Here is a 16,439-nt window from a genome sequence, read left to right on the forward strand (position 1 = left end):
ACGATTCAACGTTGCTTGAGTGGTACTGGAATTTTTGTATACATTTTTGCTCATTTATAGCTTTAATTGAAAATCGTTATTTGTGGCTATTTTTAATTTCCATTTTGTAACAAAAAAAAGAAATGATAAACGAAACTGTAACTATAATAAACGCTACTCCAACTAAAGGTACCTTGAAAGCTAGATAGTTAACTCCTGTTAAAATGATACATATAATAGACATTAACATAGAAAATTTATAAGCTTTTATTTTTTTTCCATTATATTCATTACCTCCTCTAAAGTTCAAATAATTGTACAAGAAGGAATTTTCATAAATTCCTTCTTGTACACGAACATATTATAATTAATAACTATCTGCTTGCTGCAATCTGGGCAAGCCCCCCACCAATGGTTGCTATTCCACCTGCTATTGATATAACTCCGCCGGCTTTAGTTGTCCCTGTAGGTTCGGGAACAAGTAGTAGCCCTACTCCACCAAGAACCCCTCCTGCTCCTGCAACCACAACAGCTATACCACCAATAACTCCCCAAACACCACCTGCATTTATTTCAGACAGTGTCAATTCATTTAATTCAACAAAACCATGGGATATGGATAATTCCATATTTGTCACCTCATCTTATTTTAAATTATTTTTTTGTAGCATAATCCAGCATGCTTGAACCCGCCGATGCCATAGAACCTGCCGCAGCAATGCCTGCTCCTACTCCTACAAGCGGTGAACCTGCAACGCCTAGGGTAATCCCTGCAATTACGCCTGCAAGTGGGGCAGTTCCAATACAGATGGCTCCCGCCGCCCCTACAAGGGCTTGCCAAACACCTCCGCCATCCACAAATATCAATTCATCATTTGTTAACTCAATAAAATTAATATTCTTAAGAATCATTGTACCTGTCATTATTAATCCTCCTTTACTATTTTCACTTCATTTATGTATTTCAACTGTAATCCTGATACATAGACTAGTACTATGAAGCAAAAAATCACAGCTAAAATCGTCATTTATACGATTGAAGGATTTACTCCTACATAAACATCCACAATCATATCATCCATGGATTGCCCCGGTTGTAAGTCAACAACATTTACATTGTAAGCTGCTGTTATCGGTTGCAGTCCCTTCTCACTAATATACTGATTTAATTCGATATATGTATTCTGTAACGTATTGGGATTGCCTTCATGTCTAGCATAAACTGCATTTATGAGGTGAAAGACATCTTTAAATTTATATTTACCATACAAATTTGCAGGCTTATCTATTGGAACTAATATCTCTGTATCTAATAGTGGCTGTTCATTTAATTGCTCAATTGCAAAGGTGGCAGTTACAATAGGACCTTTTTTAAAAAAACTGTTTTGCTCAAGGAATTCACCAATACTCAACATTTCCTGTTGAATTTCTGCTTGAGTCATTTTCTTTCTCAAAGACAACACATTCTCAATTTTAAACTCTTTTCCTATTTCTAATATTTTCATATGTAAAATTATTCTCCCTTTAATGAGGACTCAAATTTTGACTAGTTATCCATAGTCGATTGACAATAGACCACTTAAATCAATCAATATAAAGTCTCTTAGTCTCTTATATCTTCATTAGTCAAGTAGCACCATGGATGAACATGAAAACTGGATTAAAGTCTATGAGTGTATCCCTCTTCACTCGAAAATATATTTAATGTTTCTACATTAACAATATTTTACTAACTTTTAGGGTTTTTGTTAACTACCCCAAAGGGGGGGATTAGAGTTATGTGAATGCTCTTGGAGTTTATTTGTAGACGTCAAGATGAATTTAATAATTCTTATTAATTCCAGACAATATTACTTTCTTCACAAACTCAACCTGATTGTTCACCTCTACCTTCTCATAAATATTCTTCACATGAAAACGAACAGTTTCCTGAGAGATAGTAAGCATTTGGGCGATCTCTGAACGACTGTAGCCTTCCAGCCATAAGTAAGCGACTTCCTTTTCCTTATTTGTCAAATGAAATTCCTGCAAATTCAGTTTGATTCTTTTCTTTCGCGCAATAGGATTCATCCAATCCAAACGCTCCTCAATGTTTCGTACAATTTTCCCCAGTAGAGGCGCAGCAAAAATTTCATTTTCTTCTGAATTAAAGGACAAATTCAAATAACCAAGAATGTTCTCTTCTGATTGAATAGGAGTACAAATGGAACACCAAGAGGAAAAAAACTCGAGGCTATGCTCTTCCCCTTTTACTACTGCAGTATTTCCTGATTCCATCGCAATTGAAATAGCATTGATTCCTAAATCCTTCATAGCAAAATGTGTTCCAGGTTCTATACAATGCTCTTTCAGCTGATTTAATTGTTTAGAAGAAGCAAATAATTGTAGGCACATCCCTTCATCATCTGCCAGTAGAAACAAATGAGTCTGGGCTACAGTTGTGCTTATGCTTTCCAATTCCGTTTGCGTCACATGTGTCAAGTTGCCGTGTTTCACAAGTTTGTGGCTTAGTTCCAACCCTACTGTCCTATTTCTGGATCTAAGGGATTGTTTCCATTCCCGCTTTGAATATTCTTGAATAGATATCCAGGGCCTAGGGACAGTTTGACTTCCATGGCTTAATCTCATGTTGAACACTTCCCTGATTATGATATGTTCCCTCTACCTATTCTTCCAGATTTTGTAAGATTACCATCCTCTTTTCATTTGTTATGTCGCTTCAAACATTCCACAATTATTCCATAATTACATCAGATTACTATAATCCAAAAAAAATTTATGGAATATGATGGAATTTACACTACTATATCAAATAATATGTTAAAGACTAGTACCATGACCAATTTAAATTTCAGGATACCAATGTTTTAATTTCCCCTTGGCCATAGGAGTGGTGAAAAGCCATTCTACGGATTTTCGGGCCTGATTCCGGTCGATTTTCCATGCCGTGATTTCGCGTTGCAATTGTTCAATGGAGCCAATGCGCCGATTCAGAAATTGGATCGTCATCGAGCTCAGTTCAATTTTGACCATATTTAACCAACTCCAATGCTTGGGAGGAACGTGGGTTTCCAGGCGTTTAGTTAAAAACAAGGCCTGTTCTGGCGGAAAAGCTTCATACAATGAAGAGATCGAGTGTGTATTCAAGTTGTCCATGATGAGCCGAACACGTTTCGCGTTTGGATAGTGAACGTGCAGTAATTCCTGGATTTGAAGTACCCCATCGATCTGGGTTCGTCTTTCGCTGGCCTGTACGTGACGCCACCCGGCTAACGGTTCCGTAAATAAAGCACACTACAGCTTCCCTTTCTCGCGTATTCATAATCCTCACGCTCACTTACCCCGTTTCATCGGCGCGGATGGACGAGAATCCTCCAGAAGCTGAATCGGCTGTTCGTCCATACAGATCAGAGGAATTTCAGGATCGTAGGGCAGGTATAGGTCTCCAAAATGTCCTCCATGCGCGCAACAAACTCGGCATTCGACTTCGGAGGGATGCACCATTGTTTCTTTAAGTGAAGCTTAATTTTCGTTTTTTAACGTAGTCCGAATCGTCTCTCGGCATAATGCGGTGAGTCTCGTCGTCAGTGCCACTGAATTTCAGCGACGATTCACCTTGGGCACGGTCGACAAAATGCTGCTGGATGCGGCTCATGATGCAGAGTCCATTTACCATCTTCTGGACATTCAGCGCATTGAACCGTTTATTGATCTTAATCCTAGAGGCACCAAACCCGTGACGGTGGGCGAAATCACGATTTCGCCCACCGGGATTCCCCTTTGTCCGAACGGCAACGAAATGAAGTCCAATGGCTTCGACAAGTCCCAAAACCGCCGGAAGTGACGTTGTTCTCCCACCTGCAGTTGTTCCTCTGCAAAATACGGCCGGACCTACCACACGTTTTGCCGTGAGAATCTCCGTCTCTTTCCGAAGACCCTTCGCGGGTCCGAGCCGTGGAAACAGATTTACAAACGCCGTGCCTCTGTTGAACGCTCCAACAAACGGGAAAAGCTTGATTACAAGCTTGAGTCGGGTTGGCACTGTTCCACGGAGATGTGGTATATCCGCACCTACGGCATTATGATCTGCCAACATATGCACGCCTGGTAGCGGAGTCAACAAAAAGAATGGGATCTTTTGAAAGACCTCTTCCTTCCTTTTTTAACCTGATTTTTAAAAAAAGCTTGCGAACTCAAGAGAGGGGTCTGCCCTTTTTTGAAACTGACTTTCATCTTCCATCTTTTCCAGCCCTGTTCTTCTGTTTTCTCTGGCTCAACCTCTTTACAGCGCTCGTTATTCCGAGAGGCTATTGTAAAACAAATAAACCCATAGAAGCCGTTTAGGCATCATCCCGACTGGAGTGTGATCTACCCTGCCCCTATCGTCGATATGCTGTAACAGAGGCTCCTGCGAGTTTTTCTCCAAAAAACTTGCCCCTACTTATGATACAGTTCACCGCGCTATCTATAACGGCAAGTTGAGGCCTATCCTTTGCAGGATGGGCCCTCACGGCGAGTTTAAGTCAATTTCGGCATGCTTGGTGTCGTGTTCTCAAGGTTTTGTAAGTGCTATTCTAAAACCAAGATCATCTATCTTGATATCGGGCATGCTTTTCCTTCTACTCGTAGAACCACAGTTGTTCTCAACTTCAGCCCAACTGCCTCCCCGGAAGACTCTATAGTTCCCATATCGTTCAGTATCATATAGATCCCAGCACCATTCCCAGACGTTCCAAATCATATCAAAAAGCCCCCATGGATTAGGAAGCGATTGTCCTACTTGATGAACTGATCCATTAGCGTTTTCTTGATACCATGCAATTTGATCAATTCTTGCATACCGATATCCCGTGGTTCCCGCTTTGCACGCATATTGCCATTCAGCGTCTGACAGTAATCGAAAGCCATTCGCTGTCTTGTTATATATCGTGTTCTCACTTTCATTTGTAAATATGTAGCATTCCGTCCTTCCAAGCATTCTGGATAATTCATTACAAAAGACAAGCGAATCCATCCACGAAACTTCTGTAATTGGCAGATTATTCACATTCGGTTCTACTTCTTCTTCATACATGACAAAATGATACAACTGCTGGGTTACCGGATACTTCATTACATGGAAAGGTTCGATCGTTTCAGTCCATGTAATAGCTTTTTTATTACTTCCAGGATCTGATAACCTGTAGTCAGAGCTAAACCATTTATTTGTGTTAATATAATCGCGTAATTCAATGGCCCCCCCCTTTACCGGCACCATCAAATTCATTAAATCCATTAGAAACCGCTCTCTGTCACTTCCGTATTTTTCGATAATCTTATTGACCTCCCTTGCTCATTTATCGCCAGAAAGTTTCATTTATTAACTGTATTATCCTGTTTAATAGCTCTGAAATGTACCCGCAAAAAACTTGCCGTTACTTATGGTACGGCTCACCGTATCACTCTAACAGCGAAATTAAAGAGTATTCGTGTGGGTGCCCTTTAATTGTGGTATAAATTCAAATGTCAACGTTGATTGGAGTCTCAATAAAACAGCGGCAGGCTAGGACTATGTCCTCTATTTGTTCTTCACCGCTTTAACCAAGCTCTCGATAAACTGAATAGGAAGGGTGGTATCCCGGGGATTCCCGGTGGCAGCCGAGTTCACGACGATCACTAGATCCAGGTCGGGTACGATGGTCAGATATTGGCCGGCATAACCCATACCAAAAACCGCCTCGTGCCCGCCGTACTGATTCATCCACCAATGGTGGCCATATTCGCCGAAAAACACATTTCCCTCCGAATGCCAAGAGGTCGATTCCCGGATCCATGCTTCCGAGACGATGCGCTTGCCATCCCATACGCCACGGTTAAGCACCAATTGGCCAATCTTGGCCAGATCCCGCGGCTTCATCTTCAGGCCGAAGCCCCCTGAATTCGAATCGTCCGGTGAACGGGGCCACTTCATGCTATCAATTCCGAGAGGACCCAACAGATGCTCCTTGGCAAAATCGAGTTCGGATTGCCCAGTCGTTTTCCTGAGAATCGCCGCCATTAATTGGGAACCGCCTGTATTGTAATTCCATATTTCACCTGGCCTAGAATCCATCGGTTGGCTGAGTACAAATTGGTTCCAGTCCTTGGTCTCCGTCATAGGCTGGATCATATAATTCCAATCAGTCCATTCCGGGAAATGTAAGCCACTTGTCATGCTGAGCAAGTGCTCTAATGTAATGGATCTCTTATCGGGTGAATCGAACAACTCCTTATATTCGGGGAAAAATGGCTCTATCGGCTCATTTATTCCTTTCAGATAACCTTTGTCGATAGCTATCCCGATCAAGAGCGATGTCACGCTCTTGGTGATCGAGTTTATAGCCAGCTTGGTATCCGACATGCCATCCTTGTAATACTCGGAGACAATTGTGCCGTCCTTAACAACTAGCATGGAGAGAACCGGCGATTCCTTGGCATATTGCATCACTGCTTCGACTTCCTTGGGATCCATCTCAACCTGCTCTGGAGTGCCGATCGGCCACTCCCCGTTGGGCAAGTTGATCACCTTGGAGTTGCCGGGGGACAACGCAGGGGCTAAGGACTTTTCCGGAGAGCAAGCGGACGTGGTAAGGATCAGGCTAGCTGCCCCTGCCAACATGGCCAGCTTGGCATAACGGAATATTTCGGTCATACATGAACACACCCTTTAAGGTTATTCTTCTATCTTCCCTTATGGTAGTGTAATAGGCGTGGATCGTCTTCCAGTTTCTTGCTACCCGATTAACAATTCTTGCTATAATAGAGATCGGATTTAATCAATAATGGGAATAAGGGAGGGCGGTGAAACGGATGGTGACAGCCAAAGCATTGGAATTGGAATACCGGTACCGGGTCAACCATGTCGTCAACTACATGGAGGAGCATCTTACGGATCCATTAACCCTTAAAGAAGTGTCGGACGTGGGCGCCTTCTCCCCCTTTCACTTCCATCGGGTATTCAAAGCGGTGATGGGTGAGAACGTGCACGGGTTTACCCGGCGGATCCGCATCGAGAAGGCAATCAAGCTACTGTTGTTCCACCCAAACCGGAGCATAACTGATATCGCCTTGGATTGTGGTATGCAAACCCCGGCCCACTTTTGCAGAGTGTTCCGCGAGCATACCGGCCTGAGTGCTTCCGAATGCCGGGACAGGTTTCCTCTCCAGACAATTGCGGAACGGTTCAGGGCCCGGTTCACCTTTGAAAAGTCCACCGAACTGTCCCGCAAGCTGGCGGAACTCCCGATTGAGATTCGGAACCTTGCTCCAATGACTGCTATCTACGCCCGGTATAGGGGAACCATCAATGAAGGAAAAATCAATTCGGACATTACGGGGCTATTTGAGCGGGTAGCCTCGTGGTTGGACGCGAGAGAAGCACTAAAAAAAGGAAGTATGACGGTCGGACTCATCCTCGACGACCCTTTCATCACGCCTGACGGCAGACACAGGTATGACGCTTGCATTACAACGGAGCAACGGATCACGCCGACTGGCGATCTGGGCATCCGGACGATTCCTGGAGGCAAATACGCCATTGTGCGGATGACCGACAGACCGGATACGGTGAAAGATCTGCTGCACCTGGTCTCCATCGAGTGGCTTCCCCTAAGCCCGTATATATGGGACGTTTCACGTCCGGCCCTAGAGATTTACTTCCCCAACTCCCTTCACCATCCGGATGGACAGTGCGAAATGGAATTCGGCATCCCGATCAAACTAAATGAAGCAAGCTTCTGGTAGCTGAACACCCTCTCGTTCCACTGCCAGCAAGGACTTCACGTCAAACTGTTCGAAAGACTCACGGATCCAATCAACTGGCCGTTTCTCTTCAAAAGTTTTAAGGCCATCCTTTACGGGATGGCCTTGTATTATTTACCGGTTCAACTTTGAAAGGTAAACAATCCGTACATCCTTAAGCGTGGATAAATGTTGATCTGCCTTGATCAAATCGTTCATGGATAGGTCCTCCTTGAGATTACTTTTGGATAAAGGAAGGGCTTCAACGATCTGTAGCAGAGTTTTATCCATCCAGACTCCCGGGTTCAGCTTCACTTCGGCATGGAGCTTGAGTTGATCTACCAAGTTTTGCAGTACATTGTGAATGACAGACAATGCCGTCATTTCGCTGGATAGTTCATACATCTTTTCTTGGAACACAGCAAGTGCGATCCTGGACTCATCACTCTGCAGAATCCTTTGAATTTCCTTCAACGGAATTCTCAGCTTTATTGGATGACCGCATGCATCGCTTCCGCGATAGTAAAGAAATCTTCTTGGTTTATCTCTAATTCCAGGCATAATGATCATTAATTGATTTTAGTCTAATCAGACTATATAATGATTCAATTAGTTTATATTAGGTATGTAAAGGAATGAAGATTAAATGATAAAATCATTTTTAATGTTGGGTCAATCTAATATGGCAGGCCGTGGATTCTTGCATGAAGTCGACCCTATATATAATGAAAAAATAAAAATGCTGCGTAATGGACAGTGGCAGATGATGACAGAGCCGATTAATTATGACCGTCCGGTTTCCGGTGTAAGCCTGGCGGCGTCTTTCGCCAATGCCTGGTCGATAGCCAATTCTGATGAAGAAATTGGTTTGATTCCTTGTGCAGAAGGTGGCAGTTCTTTGAATGATTGGCATCCGGAGGGCATCCTTTTTCAGCATGCTTTGTCCGAAGCTCGCTTCGCCTTGCGGTCCAGTCAAATCTGCGGGATTCTGTGGCACCAGGGTGAGAGCGACAGCTATCAATCGCTGCATGAAACGTATTACGAGAAATTAACCCTCATCATCGAGACCCTAAGAAACGAATTGAATCTTGATGAGGTGCCGTTGATCATTGGCGGACTTGGTGATTTCCTTGGTAAGACTGGTTTTGGGCAGCAAGCGACAGAGTATAGACAGGTCAATGAACAATTGCAGCGCTTCGCTAACGAACAGCAAAATTGTTATTTTGTAACGGCGGCAGAGTTGACCGCGAATCCTGATGGCATTCATATAGACGCGGTTTCGCAACGCAAATTCGGCTACCGCTATTTCGAAGCTTTTTCGAACAAGTGTCATGTATTGGAGCCTCTCCCGGGCGAGGGGCAATCGCTGAAAGTGAAGCGCGACTATTCGAAAACAGAACAGATCTACCTTCATAGCATGGATTTGGCTTTGGGTAAGATCACTTACGCCGAATTCGAGGCGCAGATGGTGAAGGTTATGCAGCCTTGATCCCTTTAGTGTAACGGGTTTATCGGCGAAAACAAAGGGGCGGCCTGGAAGGCCGCCACTATTGTTTATACTATAAATAGTCACGCTCTGCTGCGGTAACCATGAACTCCTGACCCTGGTAGGTAAACAACTGAATGATATTCACCTTCTCCCCACGTTCAATCTGCCCTATGTATGAAAAATGAAACCCGCCTATCTCCCCAAGCGCCTCCTGCGACAGGCCTGTCCAAAGTGTGGACAAGTTACTTTATTATCACTTAACAGTCACGATTCAGTTTTTCGCAGTAAACCCCGGTCATCTTCATAGTCGAAAACAGTATCCAGGAAAACTTGCTCGTTTGGAGCTAAATGAACAAGTCGTTTGAGCTTTTCAGCAAAGTATTCTCGCCGGGTTCCAGTTATACTAAAAGGATAAGTGTTGAAACGTTAACGTCAAAACGGCTTCTAATTATTCTACAGGTAAGCGCAGACTGGCATAACCGAAAGGATGATTAAGAAATGGAAACTAGAGCAATCGCAGGTACAAGTAGGGCGGGACGTCCATGACTATGAGATCAAGCAAAATGGTCAAGGTGCCTAATGGACTGGCAAAGTTTCCTAATAAAAAAGGGAGCTTGAAGCTGGGTGGGATGTCTGTTATCGAAATCTGCTTTTACACGCAAGGCATAAAAGGAACCTTTTTTTTGCAGGATCATCTTCTGCTAATCGTCAAGTCGGGTGTCTATACAGTACGCTTCGGTGATCAAGAATATACGATGCGGAGCAACGAAATGATGTTTATTCATAAATCAATGGGGGTCGAGTACGAGAAAGCGGGTGAACCCGATTCCGATTACATCCTCGACTATATGATGTTTTTCCTGAACGAGAAGATAGTAGATGAATTCCTCAAATTCGCCGGTTTAAAACCGATTTGTCTCGTGAATGATGTTGTTCCGATAACAGTCTTTCCGATCAATGACCGCATTGGAAGCTATATCGAGTCGTTAAAACCCTATTTCGAGCACCCTGACGAAGTCAAAGAAGGACTGGTTCGTGTCAAACTCATGGAATTGCTGTTTCACATAGCAGATTCGAATGATCGTTTGTTGCATCAAATGATGCAACCCATAAGCAAGGACAGAGATAGCATCACAAAGATCATGGAGGAGAACTTCATGAATCCCGTTTCCCTTAACGACCTGGCCTATTTGTCTGGCAGAAGCCTGGCGGCGTTCAAAAGGGATTTTCAAGCAATATACAATACCTCCCCGCTCAAGTGGGTTCGCAATCGAAGGCTGGATAAAGCCGAGGAACTGTTAGCGGAAACAGCGTTATCTGTTACGGATATCTGTTTTTCGACCGGATTCGAAAATATCGCTCACTTTTCCAAAGTATTCAAGGAAAGATTCGGACTTCCACCGTCAGAGTTTAGACGGCAGCTGAGGTTGAAGAAGGACGCCTAAAGAGGCTTAAAAATGAGCTAAATAAACAAATAGAATGAGCTTGTAGGCAAAGAAATGTATTCGTCTCCTTGATATTCTTATCTCATGCGGTAAACGCGGCCGTATTAAAACAAGAATGTAGGGAGGCAATTTTATGAATAAATCTAAGATCGTATTAATTACAGGTGGAAACAAAGGTATCGGTTTTGAGACAGCAAGACAATTGGGAAATATGGGGTATGAGATTTTAATAGGAGCAAGAAGCGAAAATAAAGGACATGAGGCCATAACGTTATTGGAAAAGGAGAAAATTAAAGCTAAAACAGTGGTTCTTGATGTCACGAACCCCAGCTCCGTTCTCTCCGCAGCAGAATGGATTGAGCAAGAGTATGGATTGCTTGATATCTTGATTAATAATGCAGGCGTGTTTTTCGAAGAAAACACCTCTCCCGTTGAACTGGAATTGTCTGTTCTCAAGAATACCTATGAGACAAACGTTTTCGGTGTATTTTCTGTCACTAAAGCAATGCTTCCATTGCTCAGAAATTCTTCTGCAGGAAGAATCGTTACTCTTTCCAGCGCATTAGGTTCCTTAACCTTGAATTCAGACTCAACGTCGGAATTTTATAATGCGAATTCGCTCGCCTACAATAGTTCTAAAACGGCTGTAAATGCTTTAACCGTTTCCTTAGCTAAAGAGTTAAGCGATTCTCCTATTAAAATCAACTCCGTTTGCCCTGGATTTACAGCTACCGATCTAAATGGTAATAGTGGCTATCGTTCAGTCGAACAAGCAGCTTCCATTGTAGTGGAGCTTGCCACAATAATTAGTGATGGTCCAACTGGTGGCTTTTTTGATGAGCGTGGAGTTGTGGCTTGGTAAAACAGAAGCAGTTGTCGCCATTCCTGCCCGTTAGGAGCTTAATTAACCTGATTATGTAGAAATCCATGATACCGTCAAGAAGTTTGTGTAAGTGGAATTTCCATCGGAATGATGGAGAAAAGGGTCTGCTGTTGCCTTCGCGAAGGGCGTAGCCCAAGCGAAGGCGCGGGAGGCTTTTAATTCTCTTCCCCTTTGCTATTAGGATAACGTTCCTCAAACAGCTCCGTCAACCGCTGCTTAAATAGGTGCAGAATGCCTCTATAGCAAGCTTTTTCGCAGTTCTCCACCAAAAAACTTGCCCCTACTTATGATACGGTTCACCGCGCTGTCTGTAACGGCAAGTTGAGGATCATCCTTTGCAGAATGGTATTCATGATGAATTTAATTCAATATCGGCATGCTTGATGTCGCGTTCTCAAGGTTTTGTAAGGGCTATTCTAAAACCAAGATCATCTATCTTGAAATCGGGCATGCTTTTCCTTCTACTGGTAGAACCACAGTTGTTCTCAACTTCAGCCCAGCTACCTCCCCGGAAGACTCTATAGTTCCCATATCGTTCAGTATCATATAGATCCCAGCACCATTCCCAAACGTTCCCAATCATATCAAAAAGTCCCCATGGATTAGGAAGCAGTTGTCCTACTTGATGAACGGAACCATTGGAATTTTCTTGATACCATGCAATTTGATCAATTCTTGCATATCGGTATCCCGTAGTTCCCGCTTTGCACGCATATTGCCATTCAGCGTCTGACAGTAATCGAAAGCCATTTGCTGTCTTGTTATATATCGTGTTCTCACTTTCATTTGTAAATGTGTAGCATTCCGTCCTTCCAAGCATTCTGGACAATTCATTACAAAAGATAAGCGAATCCATCCACGAAACTTCCGTAATTGGCAGATTATTTACATTCGGTTCTACTTCTTCTTCATACATGACAAAATGATACAACTGCTGGGTTACCGGATACTTCATTACATGGAAAGGTTCGAGCGTTTCAGTCCATGTAATAGCTTTTTTATTACTTCCAGGGTCTGATAACGTGTAGTCAGAGCTAAACCATTTATTTGTGTTAATATAATCGCGTAATTCAATGGTCCCCCCCTTTACCAGCACCATCAAATTCATTAAATCCATTAGAAACCGCTCTCTGTCACTTCCGTATTTTTCGATAATCTTATTGACCTCCCTTGCTCATTTATCGCCAGAAAGTTTCATTTATTAACTGTATTATCCTGTTTAATAGCTCTGAAATGTACCCGCAAAAAACTTGCCCCTACTTATGGTACGGTTCTCCGCGCTAGCTGAAGCGGCAAGTTTTAGGGCCATCCTTAGTGGGGTGGCCCTTTCCTATGCAAAATAAGAACGCACGTTAGTAGCATAAAAAAAGGAATTGCAAATTTGCAGTCCCAGCTAGATGGCATCCTGCTGTTTCAGCCATCTCAGAATCGCTTGGTTTGTTTCTTCCGGCTTTTCCTGCTGAATCCAATGACCGCAATCCAGATTAACCACTTCCATATTGGGCACGAACTTTTTCAGGTTTTCAGACTTCTGGACCATATCCCAGTCGCCGTAGCTGGAGATTGTTAAAGGCACCCCGGGCATCCGGACTCAATTATTATTTCCTCTTTTTAGTTCATGAGCAATTTGAGAAAATATACTAGACAGAGTAATCTCCAACCCGCCTCTAGCCTGATTCATATGAAAACCAGAATTACTAAAAAACCGTTTTATTAGCTCCTTATCTGCCAGCATCTCATTTACATCATCTACGCGATCTACGAGTTCAAAAGTTCTTAATTCTCTCATGATATCTTCTTGAACCAAGGATGTGTAATCTTGCTTTTCTACCCAATCCAAAAACGCCTCGCGAGACTTCGTGTTCGGAGCACGGTCATGACAGTTCTTACACATCAGAAATAGATTATCTGGGATATCCTCTCCATCGAACTGACGGGCAATTATGTGGCAACGTTGAAGAGGTACCCTATCCCAGTTATTTATTATATCTTCACGTGTAGCACTGGGCTTGTTCAAATCATATTTAGCATCAAAATATCGTTTACATGCCCAACAACATGGCTCCCCCCAGTCAAATCCCCTCTTGTCCAACCATTCCATCCAATGTTTAAAAATCTGGGCTTTTGTTGGCATAGCCATTTTAAACCCCCTGTGTCATTTTATTTTTCATTTTCAATTTACTTTTTTGGAGAAAAGGTGATAAATAACAACTTCTTAAATCAATTGGTTAGAAGGTATATCAGCTAGGGAGAACATCAAGCCCAGTGAATAGGTCAAGTGATTTCGGAAATATAGTTTCACTAAAATGGGTTATGCTTTTTAATTCATCATCAGTAGATTATCTTTGTGTCTCAAATAAACAATCGCTATAGGAAAGCTTGATGGAGTCCCCTTTCCTCCCTCTAACACCCTAACTTCACGTGCACCGAAAACGTAGTATTCATGATCTAATAATTCCTTTATCATTTTAGTTATTTCAAAACCGTATCTAACTCTTTCACCCGATTCAAAATCGCTTAGTAAATCTCCAAAATCATGTAGGTATTGTAGAAACCCTGAAATCAATTCAACTTCATTTTCATTTTTTGGTTCATCATGATCAAATTCATACCCCATTGCTCTATCCAAAATATTAATGATTTCTTTTCCGCCTGTAATCCTAGGTAATTTTTCAGGAATATTTTCCTTTATTCTTTTAATTCTCGGAGGTTTATCTTCTTGCTGGTCAAGGCTTTTAGATACCCAAAGCTCATGGTTGACTTTAATTTGTTTAATAATGTCTTCGGTAAATGTCTCAGGTTGGTCATCAATCATCTTGTGATGAATGCGACATAACAGAATTAAGTTATCATAAGTATCTATTACATCTTTAGGACGGTTTTGATCGTGTCTAGGCCCATTCTTTTGACCGGAAATAATATGGCATTCCTCGCCGACAATTGACGAATTATCTTTTTCAGTCTCATCAATAATTAGTTCTAGCTTGCATATGGAACATCTATTTCCTGATCTACCCCATAGTATCTTTCTAGTCTTATCTGAGATCGACATGGGATCCCCCTTATAAGTAATCTCTCATCATCTCTATTATTTCTTTATATCACTCTGTCCAACATATTTCTTAGCACTATTCCACAGAAGTTTTCGCCGTCATTTATGATAAGGTCACCGCGCTGTCTTTATCGGCAAGTTTTTGAATAATTCTGCTTAAAAAGGATGGTCTATCTTTAAATTACATGCTTTAGTGTTCTTCCTTTCTTAATTTCGCTTAATTTTAGCGTGCTTTCACTTATCCGGTCACAGAATTTTATGAGGTTACTATGCTAGATTTGAATTACTACGTCTCCAGCTTCGTAACTAAAGGGACAATTTTTAACAACGATCAATAATTCACCTCTTAAAATATTCAAATATACTTAAATATAAAAAGTAGCTAAGCTATACCAGCATACTACTAACTTGATAACCATAATGATAAAGCTACCTATAGCATAGGACGAATAACATACAGACAAAAGAATAACGGTTACCTGTATGAGACGCTTTCTTAAACGAATCCAAAATAGGCCCTTGTTAATGCCCTTTGAACTCCAACTGGACGGCATAAACATTAGCCTGTCCCATAAATCATTACCTACACTCCTAAGCCAGGTAATTTCATAAGGCAAAATGCGTCTACCAAAAACCCTTATATAATTATACCGATTCAGTAACAAGAAATAAGTTCTTATAAAGTATGTCCCATAAATCTTTATATCTTTTTCTGTCCCTTTACTCGACTCCATGGAGATGATCTCAGTATGGAACTCATTCCAGTTTTCTTCCTTTTTATGCTCAACAAGTTTATCAATTCTTATACCTTTTCGTGATGGAATATCATCCTCGATGAAGCTGATTTCACCTACTTTATAATGTTTATCATAGAATATTACCTTACCTACAATATTTTTTATATCATAGCCAGTAGTGTTCAGAATGCGTACTTCACGCAAAACTCTCCACTTCCCATTATATAAAAAGTCATCGTCAAATACTTTAGTTGATAGGGGTGTCTTTTCTTTTGATTCATATATTTTGGGCTGGTGACTCTCTTTTATTTCTTCATTAAATTTAGAATCGCTAATCCTTAGTACTATAACTGTAAAACCAAATAGAATAGAGTATAAAATTAAACCCACTAAATTCTCAAGTAAGATAATACTGCTGGAATTTAATACATCTCTTATAAGAACGGGTTGCCAAATATATAACAATATTAATAAACTAAAAATTAAAAAATTGAAAATTTTATTATTTACTTGAATTGGTCTTCTTTTATTTTTTTCATTGCTAGTTCTTAAATTCAATTCCGGGTAATGCTTATTTAATTCCATAGAATCAGTTGCTAGATCTTGAATAAGATCTTCCCAAAACAGCATTTGTATAGGGAATTTATGTTCTATTTTTCGTTGCTCAGATAGCATACGTATGTCTCTCTGGAATTTGGCATCGCGAGATGCTGTTGTTGCTATGTAGTATATGTCTAAATAAGGAACAAAGTTTTCAGCTTTTAAAACCTCTGAGACTACAACTTTTAAGTTTAATTTACCTTCTATTAGTTTGCACTGCACGCCTGCCTTTCTTCCTAGATCATCATTGCCATAAATATCAACACCATGTTGAACTTGTCCCTTTCTTCCAATTCTACTCAAATTTTTATTTCCCCAGCGTATCCGTAAGCAACTAGCGACTATATCCTCAAATTCATTCCATTCTCTCGGAGCTGGTATTGATGAGTTTGCCATTGTTGGCATCGCTTCTTCCTCTCCCTCCAGGGTTCGTTGTATATTGTTTATTTAATTTATTTTCAAAAGCAAATTAAGGGAGATCCATTTTCTGGCCTCC

General features: G+C 41.5%; 17 protein-coding genes and 2 pseudogenes. 5 read left to right on the plus strand and 14 right to left on the minus strand.

What is annotated here, in order from left to right; all coding sequences use genetic code 11:
- Positions 1 to 353: 353 nt before the first annotated feature.
- The 5 genes and pseudogenes from NSS83_RS19395 to NSS83_RS19415 form a co-directional block, all read right to left on the minus strand.
- Positions 354 to 608, minus strand: a complete 255-nt coding sequence (locus tag NSS83_RS19395) for a hypothetical protein (protein WP_341183223.1) — start codon at positions 606 to 608, stop codon at positions 354 to 356.
- Between the two features lie 25 nt (positions 609 to 633).
- Complete coding sequence (locus NSS83_RS19400; RefSeq protein WP_341183222.1) at positions 634 to 903, minus strand: hypothetical protein; 270 nt, start codon at positions 901 to 903, stop codon at positions 634 to 636.
- Positions 904 to 1,007: 104 nt separating this feature from the next.
- On the minus strand, positions 1,008 to 1,484 hold the full coding sequence (locus NSS83_RS19405; RefSeq protein ID WP_341183221.1) for a hypothetical protein: 477 nt from the start codon (positions 1,482 to 1,484) through the stop codon (positions 1,008 to 1,010).
- 316 nt (positions 1,485 to 1,800) lie between these two features.
- Positions 1,801 to 2,607 (minus strand): LuxR C-terminal-related transcriptional regulator, encoded by an 807-nt coding sequence (locus NSS83_RS19410; protein ID WP_341183220.1) that lies wholly within the window; start codon positions 2,605 to 2,607, stop codon positions 1,801 to 1,803.
- 216 nt (positions 2,608 to 2,823) lie between these two features.
- Positions 2,824 to 3,234 (minus strand): annotated as a pseudogene (locus NSS83_RS19415) (transposase); the annotation flags it as partial.
- A 361-nt stretch (positions 3,235 to 3,595) separates the two neighbouring features.
- Between NSS83_RS19415 and NSS83_RS19420 the strand changes: the two are divergent.
- Positions 3,596 to 3,823 carry a hypothetical protein gene (locus NSS83_RS19420; protein WP_341183219.1) on the plus strand — a complete coding sequence of 76 codons (228 nt, stop codon included), beginning with the start codon at positions 3,596 to 3,598 and terminating at the stop codon, positions 3,821 to 3,823.
- Between the two features lie 708 nt (positions 3,824 to 4,531).
- On the opposite strand, the gene NSS83_RS19425 is transcribed toward NSS83_RS19420, so the two are convergent.
- Together NSS83_RS19425 and NSS83_RS19430 are read right to left on the minus strand one after the other, a co-directional pair.
- Positions 4,532 to 5,254, minus strand: a complete 723-nt coding sequence (locus NSS83_RS19425) for an SUMF1/EgtB/PvdO family nonheme iron enzyme (protein ID WP_341346312.1) — start codon at positions 5,252 to 5,254, stop codon at positions 4,532 to 4,534.
- Between the two features lie 282 nt (positions 5,255 to 5,536).
- Entirely contained in the window at positions 5,537 to 6,649 is a 1,113-nt protein-coding gene (locus tag NSS83_RS19430; RefSeq protein ID WP_341346313.1) for a serine hydrolase, read from the minus strand.
- Positions 6,650 to 6,807: 158 nt separating this feature from the next.
- On the opposite strand from NSS83_RS19430, the gene NSS83_RS19435 reads away from it, so the two are divergent.
- Entirely contained in the window at positions 6,808 to 7,740 is a 933-nt protein-coding gene (locus NSS83_RS19435; protein ID WP_341346314.1) for an AraC family transcriptional regulator, read from the plus strand.
- Between the two features lie 132 nt (positions 7,741 to 7,872).
- Here NSS83_RS19435 and NSS83_RS19440 read toward each other — a convergent pair whose 3' ends face one another.
- Entirely contained in the window at positions 7,873 to 8,211 is a 339-nt protein-coding gene (locus NSS83_RS19440) for a hypothetical protein (RefSeq protein ID WP_341346315.1), read from the minus strand.
- Between the two features lie 172 nt (positions 8,212 to 8,383).
- Here NSS83_RS19440 and NSS83_RS19445 point away from each other — a divergent pair, with 172 nt between their 5' ends.
- Complete coding sequence (locus NSS83_RS19445) at positions 8,384 to 9,226, plus strand: sialate O-acetylesterase (protein ID WP_341346316.1); 843 nt, start codon at positions 8,384 to 8,386, stop codon at positions 9,224 to 9,226.
- Between the two features lie 94 nt (positions 9,227 to 9,320).
- Here the strand turns inward: NSS83_RS19445 and NSS83_RS19450 are convergent.
- A pseudogene (locus tag NSS83_RS19450) lies at positions 9,321 to 9,467 on the minus strand (helix-turn-helix transcriptional regulator); the annotation flags it as partial.
- Positions 9,468 to 9,768: 301 nt separating this feature from the next.
- On the opposite strand from NSS83_RS19450, the gene NSS83_RS19455 reads away from it, so the two are divergent.
- Both NSS83_RS19455 and NSS83_RS19460 read left to right on the plus strand, forming a co-directional pair.
- A complete protein-coding gene (locus tag NSS83_RS19455) occupies positions 9,769 to 10,671 on the plus strand; it encodes an AraC family transcriptional regulator (protein WP_341346317.1) in 903 nt (300 codons plus the stop codon).
- Between the two features lie 133 nt (positions 10,672 to 10,804).
- Entirely contained in the window at positions 10,805 to 11,533 is a 729-nt protein-coding gene (locus NSS83_RS19460) for an SDR family oxidoreductase (protein WP_341346318.1), read from the plus strand.
- A gap of 415 nt (positions 11,534 to 11,948) precedes the next feature.
- Here NSS83_RS19460 and NSS83_RS19465 read toward each other — a convergent pair whose 3' ends face one another.
- The 5 genes from NSS83_RS19465 to NSS83_RS19485 form a co-directional block, all read right to left on the minus strand.
- On the minus strand, positions 11,949 to 12,671 hold the full coding sequence (locus NSS83_RS19465; RefSeq protein WP_341346319.1) for an SUMF1/EgtB/PvdO family nonheme iron enzyme: 723 nt from the start codon (positions 12,669 to 12,671) through the stop codon (positions 11,949 to 11,951).
- A gap of 276 nt (positions 12,672 to 12,947) precedes the next feature.
- Entirely contained in the window at positions 12,948 to 13,130 is a 183-nt protein-coding gene (locus NSS83_RS19470) for a hypothetical protein (protein WP_341346320.1), read from the minus strand.
- Positions 13,131 to 13,145: 15 nt separating this feature from the next.
- The gene (locus NSS83_RS19475) at positions 13,146 to 13,694 is read right to left on the minus strand and encodes an HNH endonuclease (protein WP_209987284.1); all 549 of its coding nucleotides are present in this window, start codon (positions 13,692 to 13,694) and stop codon (positions 13,146 to 13,148) included.
- A 180-nt stretch (positions 13,695 to 13,874) separates the two neighbouring features.
- Positions 13,875 to 14,606, minus strand: a complete 732-nt coding sequence (locus NSS83_RS19480; RefSeq protein ID WP_341346321.1) for an HNH endonuclease signature motif containing protein — start codon at positions 14,604 to 14,606, stop codon at positions 13,875 to 13,877.
- A gap of 365 nt (positions 14,607 to 14,971) precedes the next feature.
- Positions 14,972 to 16,348, minus strand: coding sequence for a hypothetical protein (locus NSS83_RS19485; protein ID WP_341346322.1), 1,377 nt, complete (start codon positions 16,346 to 16,348; stop codon positions 14,972 to 14,974).
- Positions 16,349 to 16,439: the final 91 nt, after the last annotated feature.

This window comes from Paenibacillus sp. FSL H3-0469 (assembly GCF_038051945.1).
Lineage (GTDB): Bacteria > Bacillota > Bacilli > Paenibacillales > Paenibacillaceae > Paenibacillus_AQ.

Bases quoted from the DNA above. Each gene is read 5' to 3' on its own strand.
- NSS83_RS19405 (WP_341183221.1), bottom strand. From the start codon at position 1,484: ATGAAAATATTAGAAATAGGAAAAGAGTTTAAAATTGAGAATGTGTTG.
- NSS83_RS19485 (WP_341346322.1), bottom strand. From the start codon at position 16,348: ATGCCAACAATGGCAAACTCATCAATACCAGCTCCGAGAGAATGGAAT.
- NSS83_RS19465 (WP_341346319.1), bottom strand. From the start codon at position 12,671: ATGGATTTAATGAATTTGATGGTGCTGGTAAAGGGGGGGACCATTGAA.
- NSS83_RS19425 (WP_341346312.1), bottom strand. From the start codon at position 5,254: ATGGATTTAATGAATTTGATGGTGCCGGTAAAGGGGGGGGCCATTGAA.
- NSS83_RS19395 (WP_341183223.1), bottom strand. From the start codon at position 608: ATGGAATTATCCATATCCCATGGTTTTGTTGAATTAAATGAATTGACA.
- NSS83_RS19445 (WP_341346316.1), top strand. From the start codon at position 8,384: ATGATAAAATCATTTTTAATGTTGGGTCAATCTAATATGGCAGGCCGT.
- NSS83_RS19455 (WP_341346317.1), top strand. From the start codon at position 9,769: ATGACTATGAGATCAAGCAAAATGGTCAAGGTGCCTAATGGACTGGCA.
- NSS83_RS19475 (WP_209987284.1), bottom strand. From the start codon at position 13,694: ATGGCTATGCCAACAAAAGCCCAGATTTTTAAACATTGGATGGAATGG.
- NSS83_RS19400 (WP_341183222.1), bottom strand. From the start codon at position 903: ATGACAGGTACAATGATTCTTAAGAATATTAATTTTATTGAGTTAACA.
- NSS83_RS19410 (WP_341183220.1), bottom strand. From the start codon at position 2,607: ATGAGATTAAGCCATGGAAGTCAAACTGTCCCTAGGCCCTGGATATCT.
- NSS83_RS19435 (WP_341346314.1), top strand. From the start codon at position 6,808: ATGGTGACAGCCAAAGCATTGGAATTGGAATACCGGTACCGGGTCAAC.
- NSS83_RS19480 (WP_341346321.1), bottom strand. From the start codon at position 14,606: ATGTCGATCTCAGATAAGACTAGAAAGATACTATGGGGTAGATCAGGA.
- NSS83_RS19430 (WP_341346313.1), bottom strand. From the start codon at position 6,649: ATGACCGAAATATTCCGTTATGCCAAGCTGGCCATGTTGGCAGGGGCA.
- NSS83_RS19460 (WP_341346318.1), top strand. From the start codon at position 10,805: ATGAATAAATCTAAGATCGTATTAATTACAGGTGGAAACAAAGGTATC.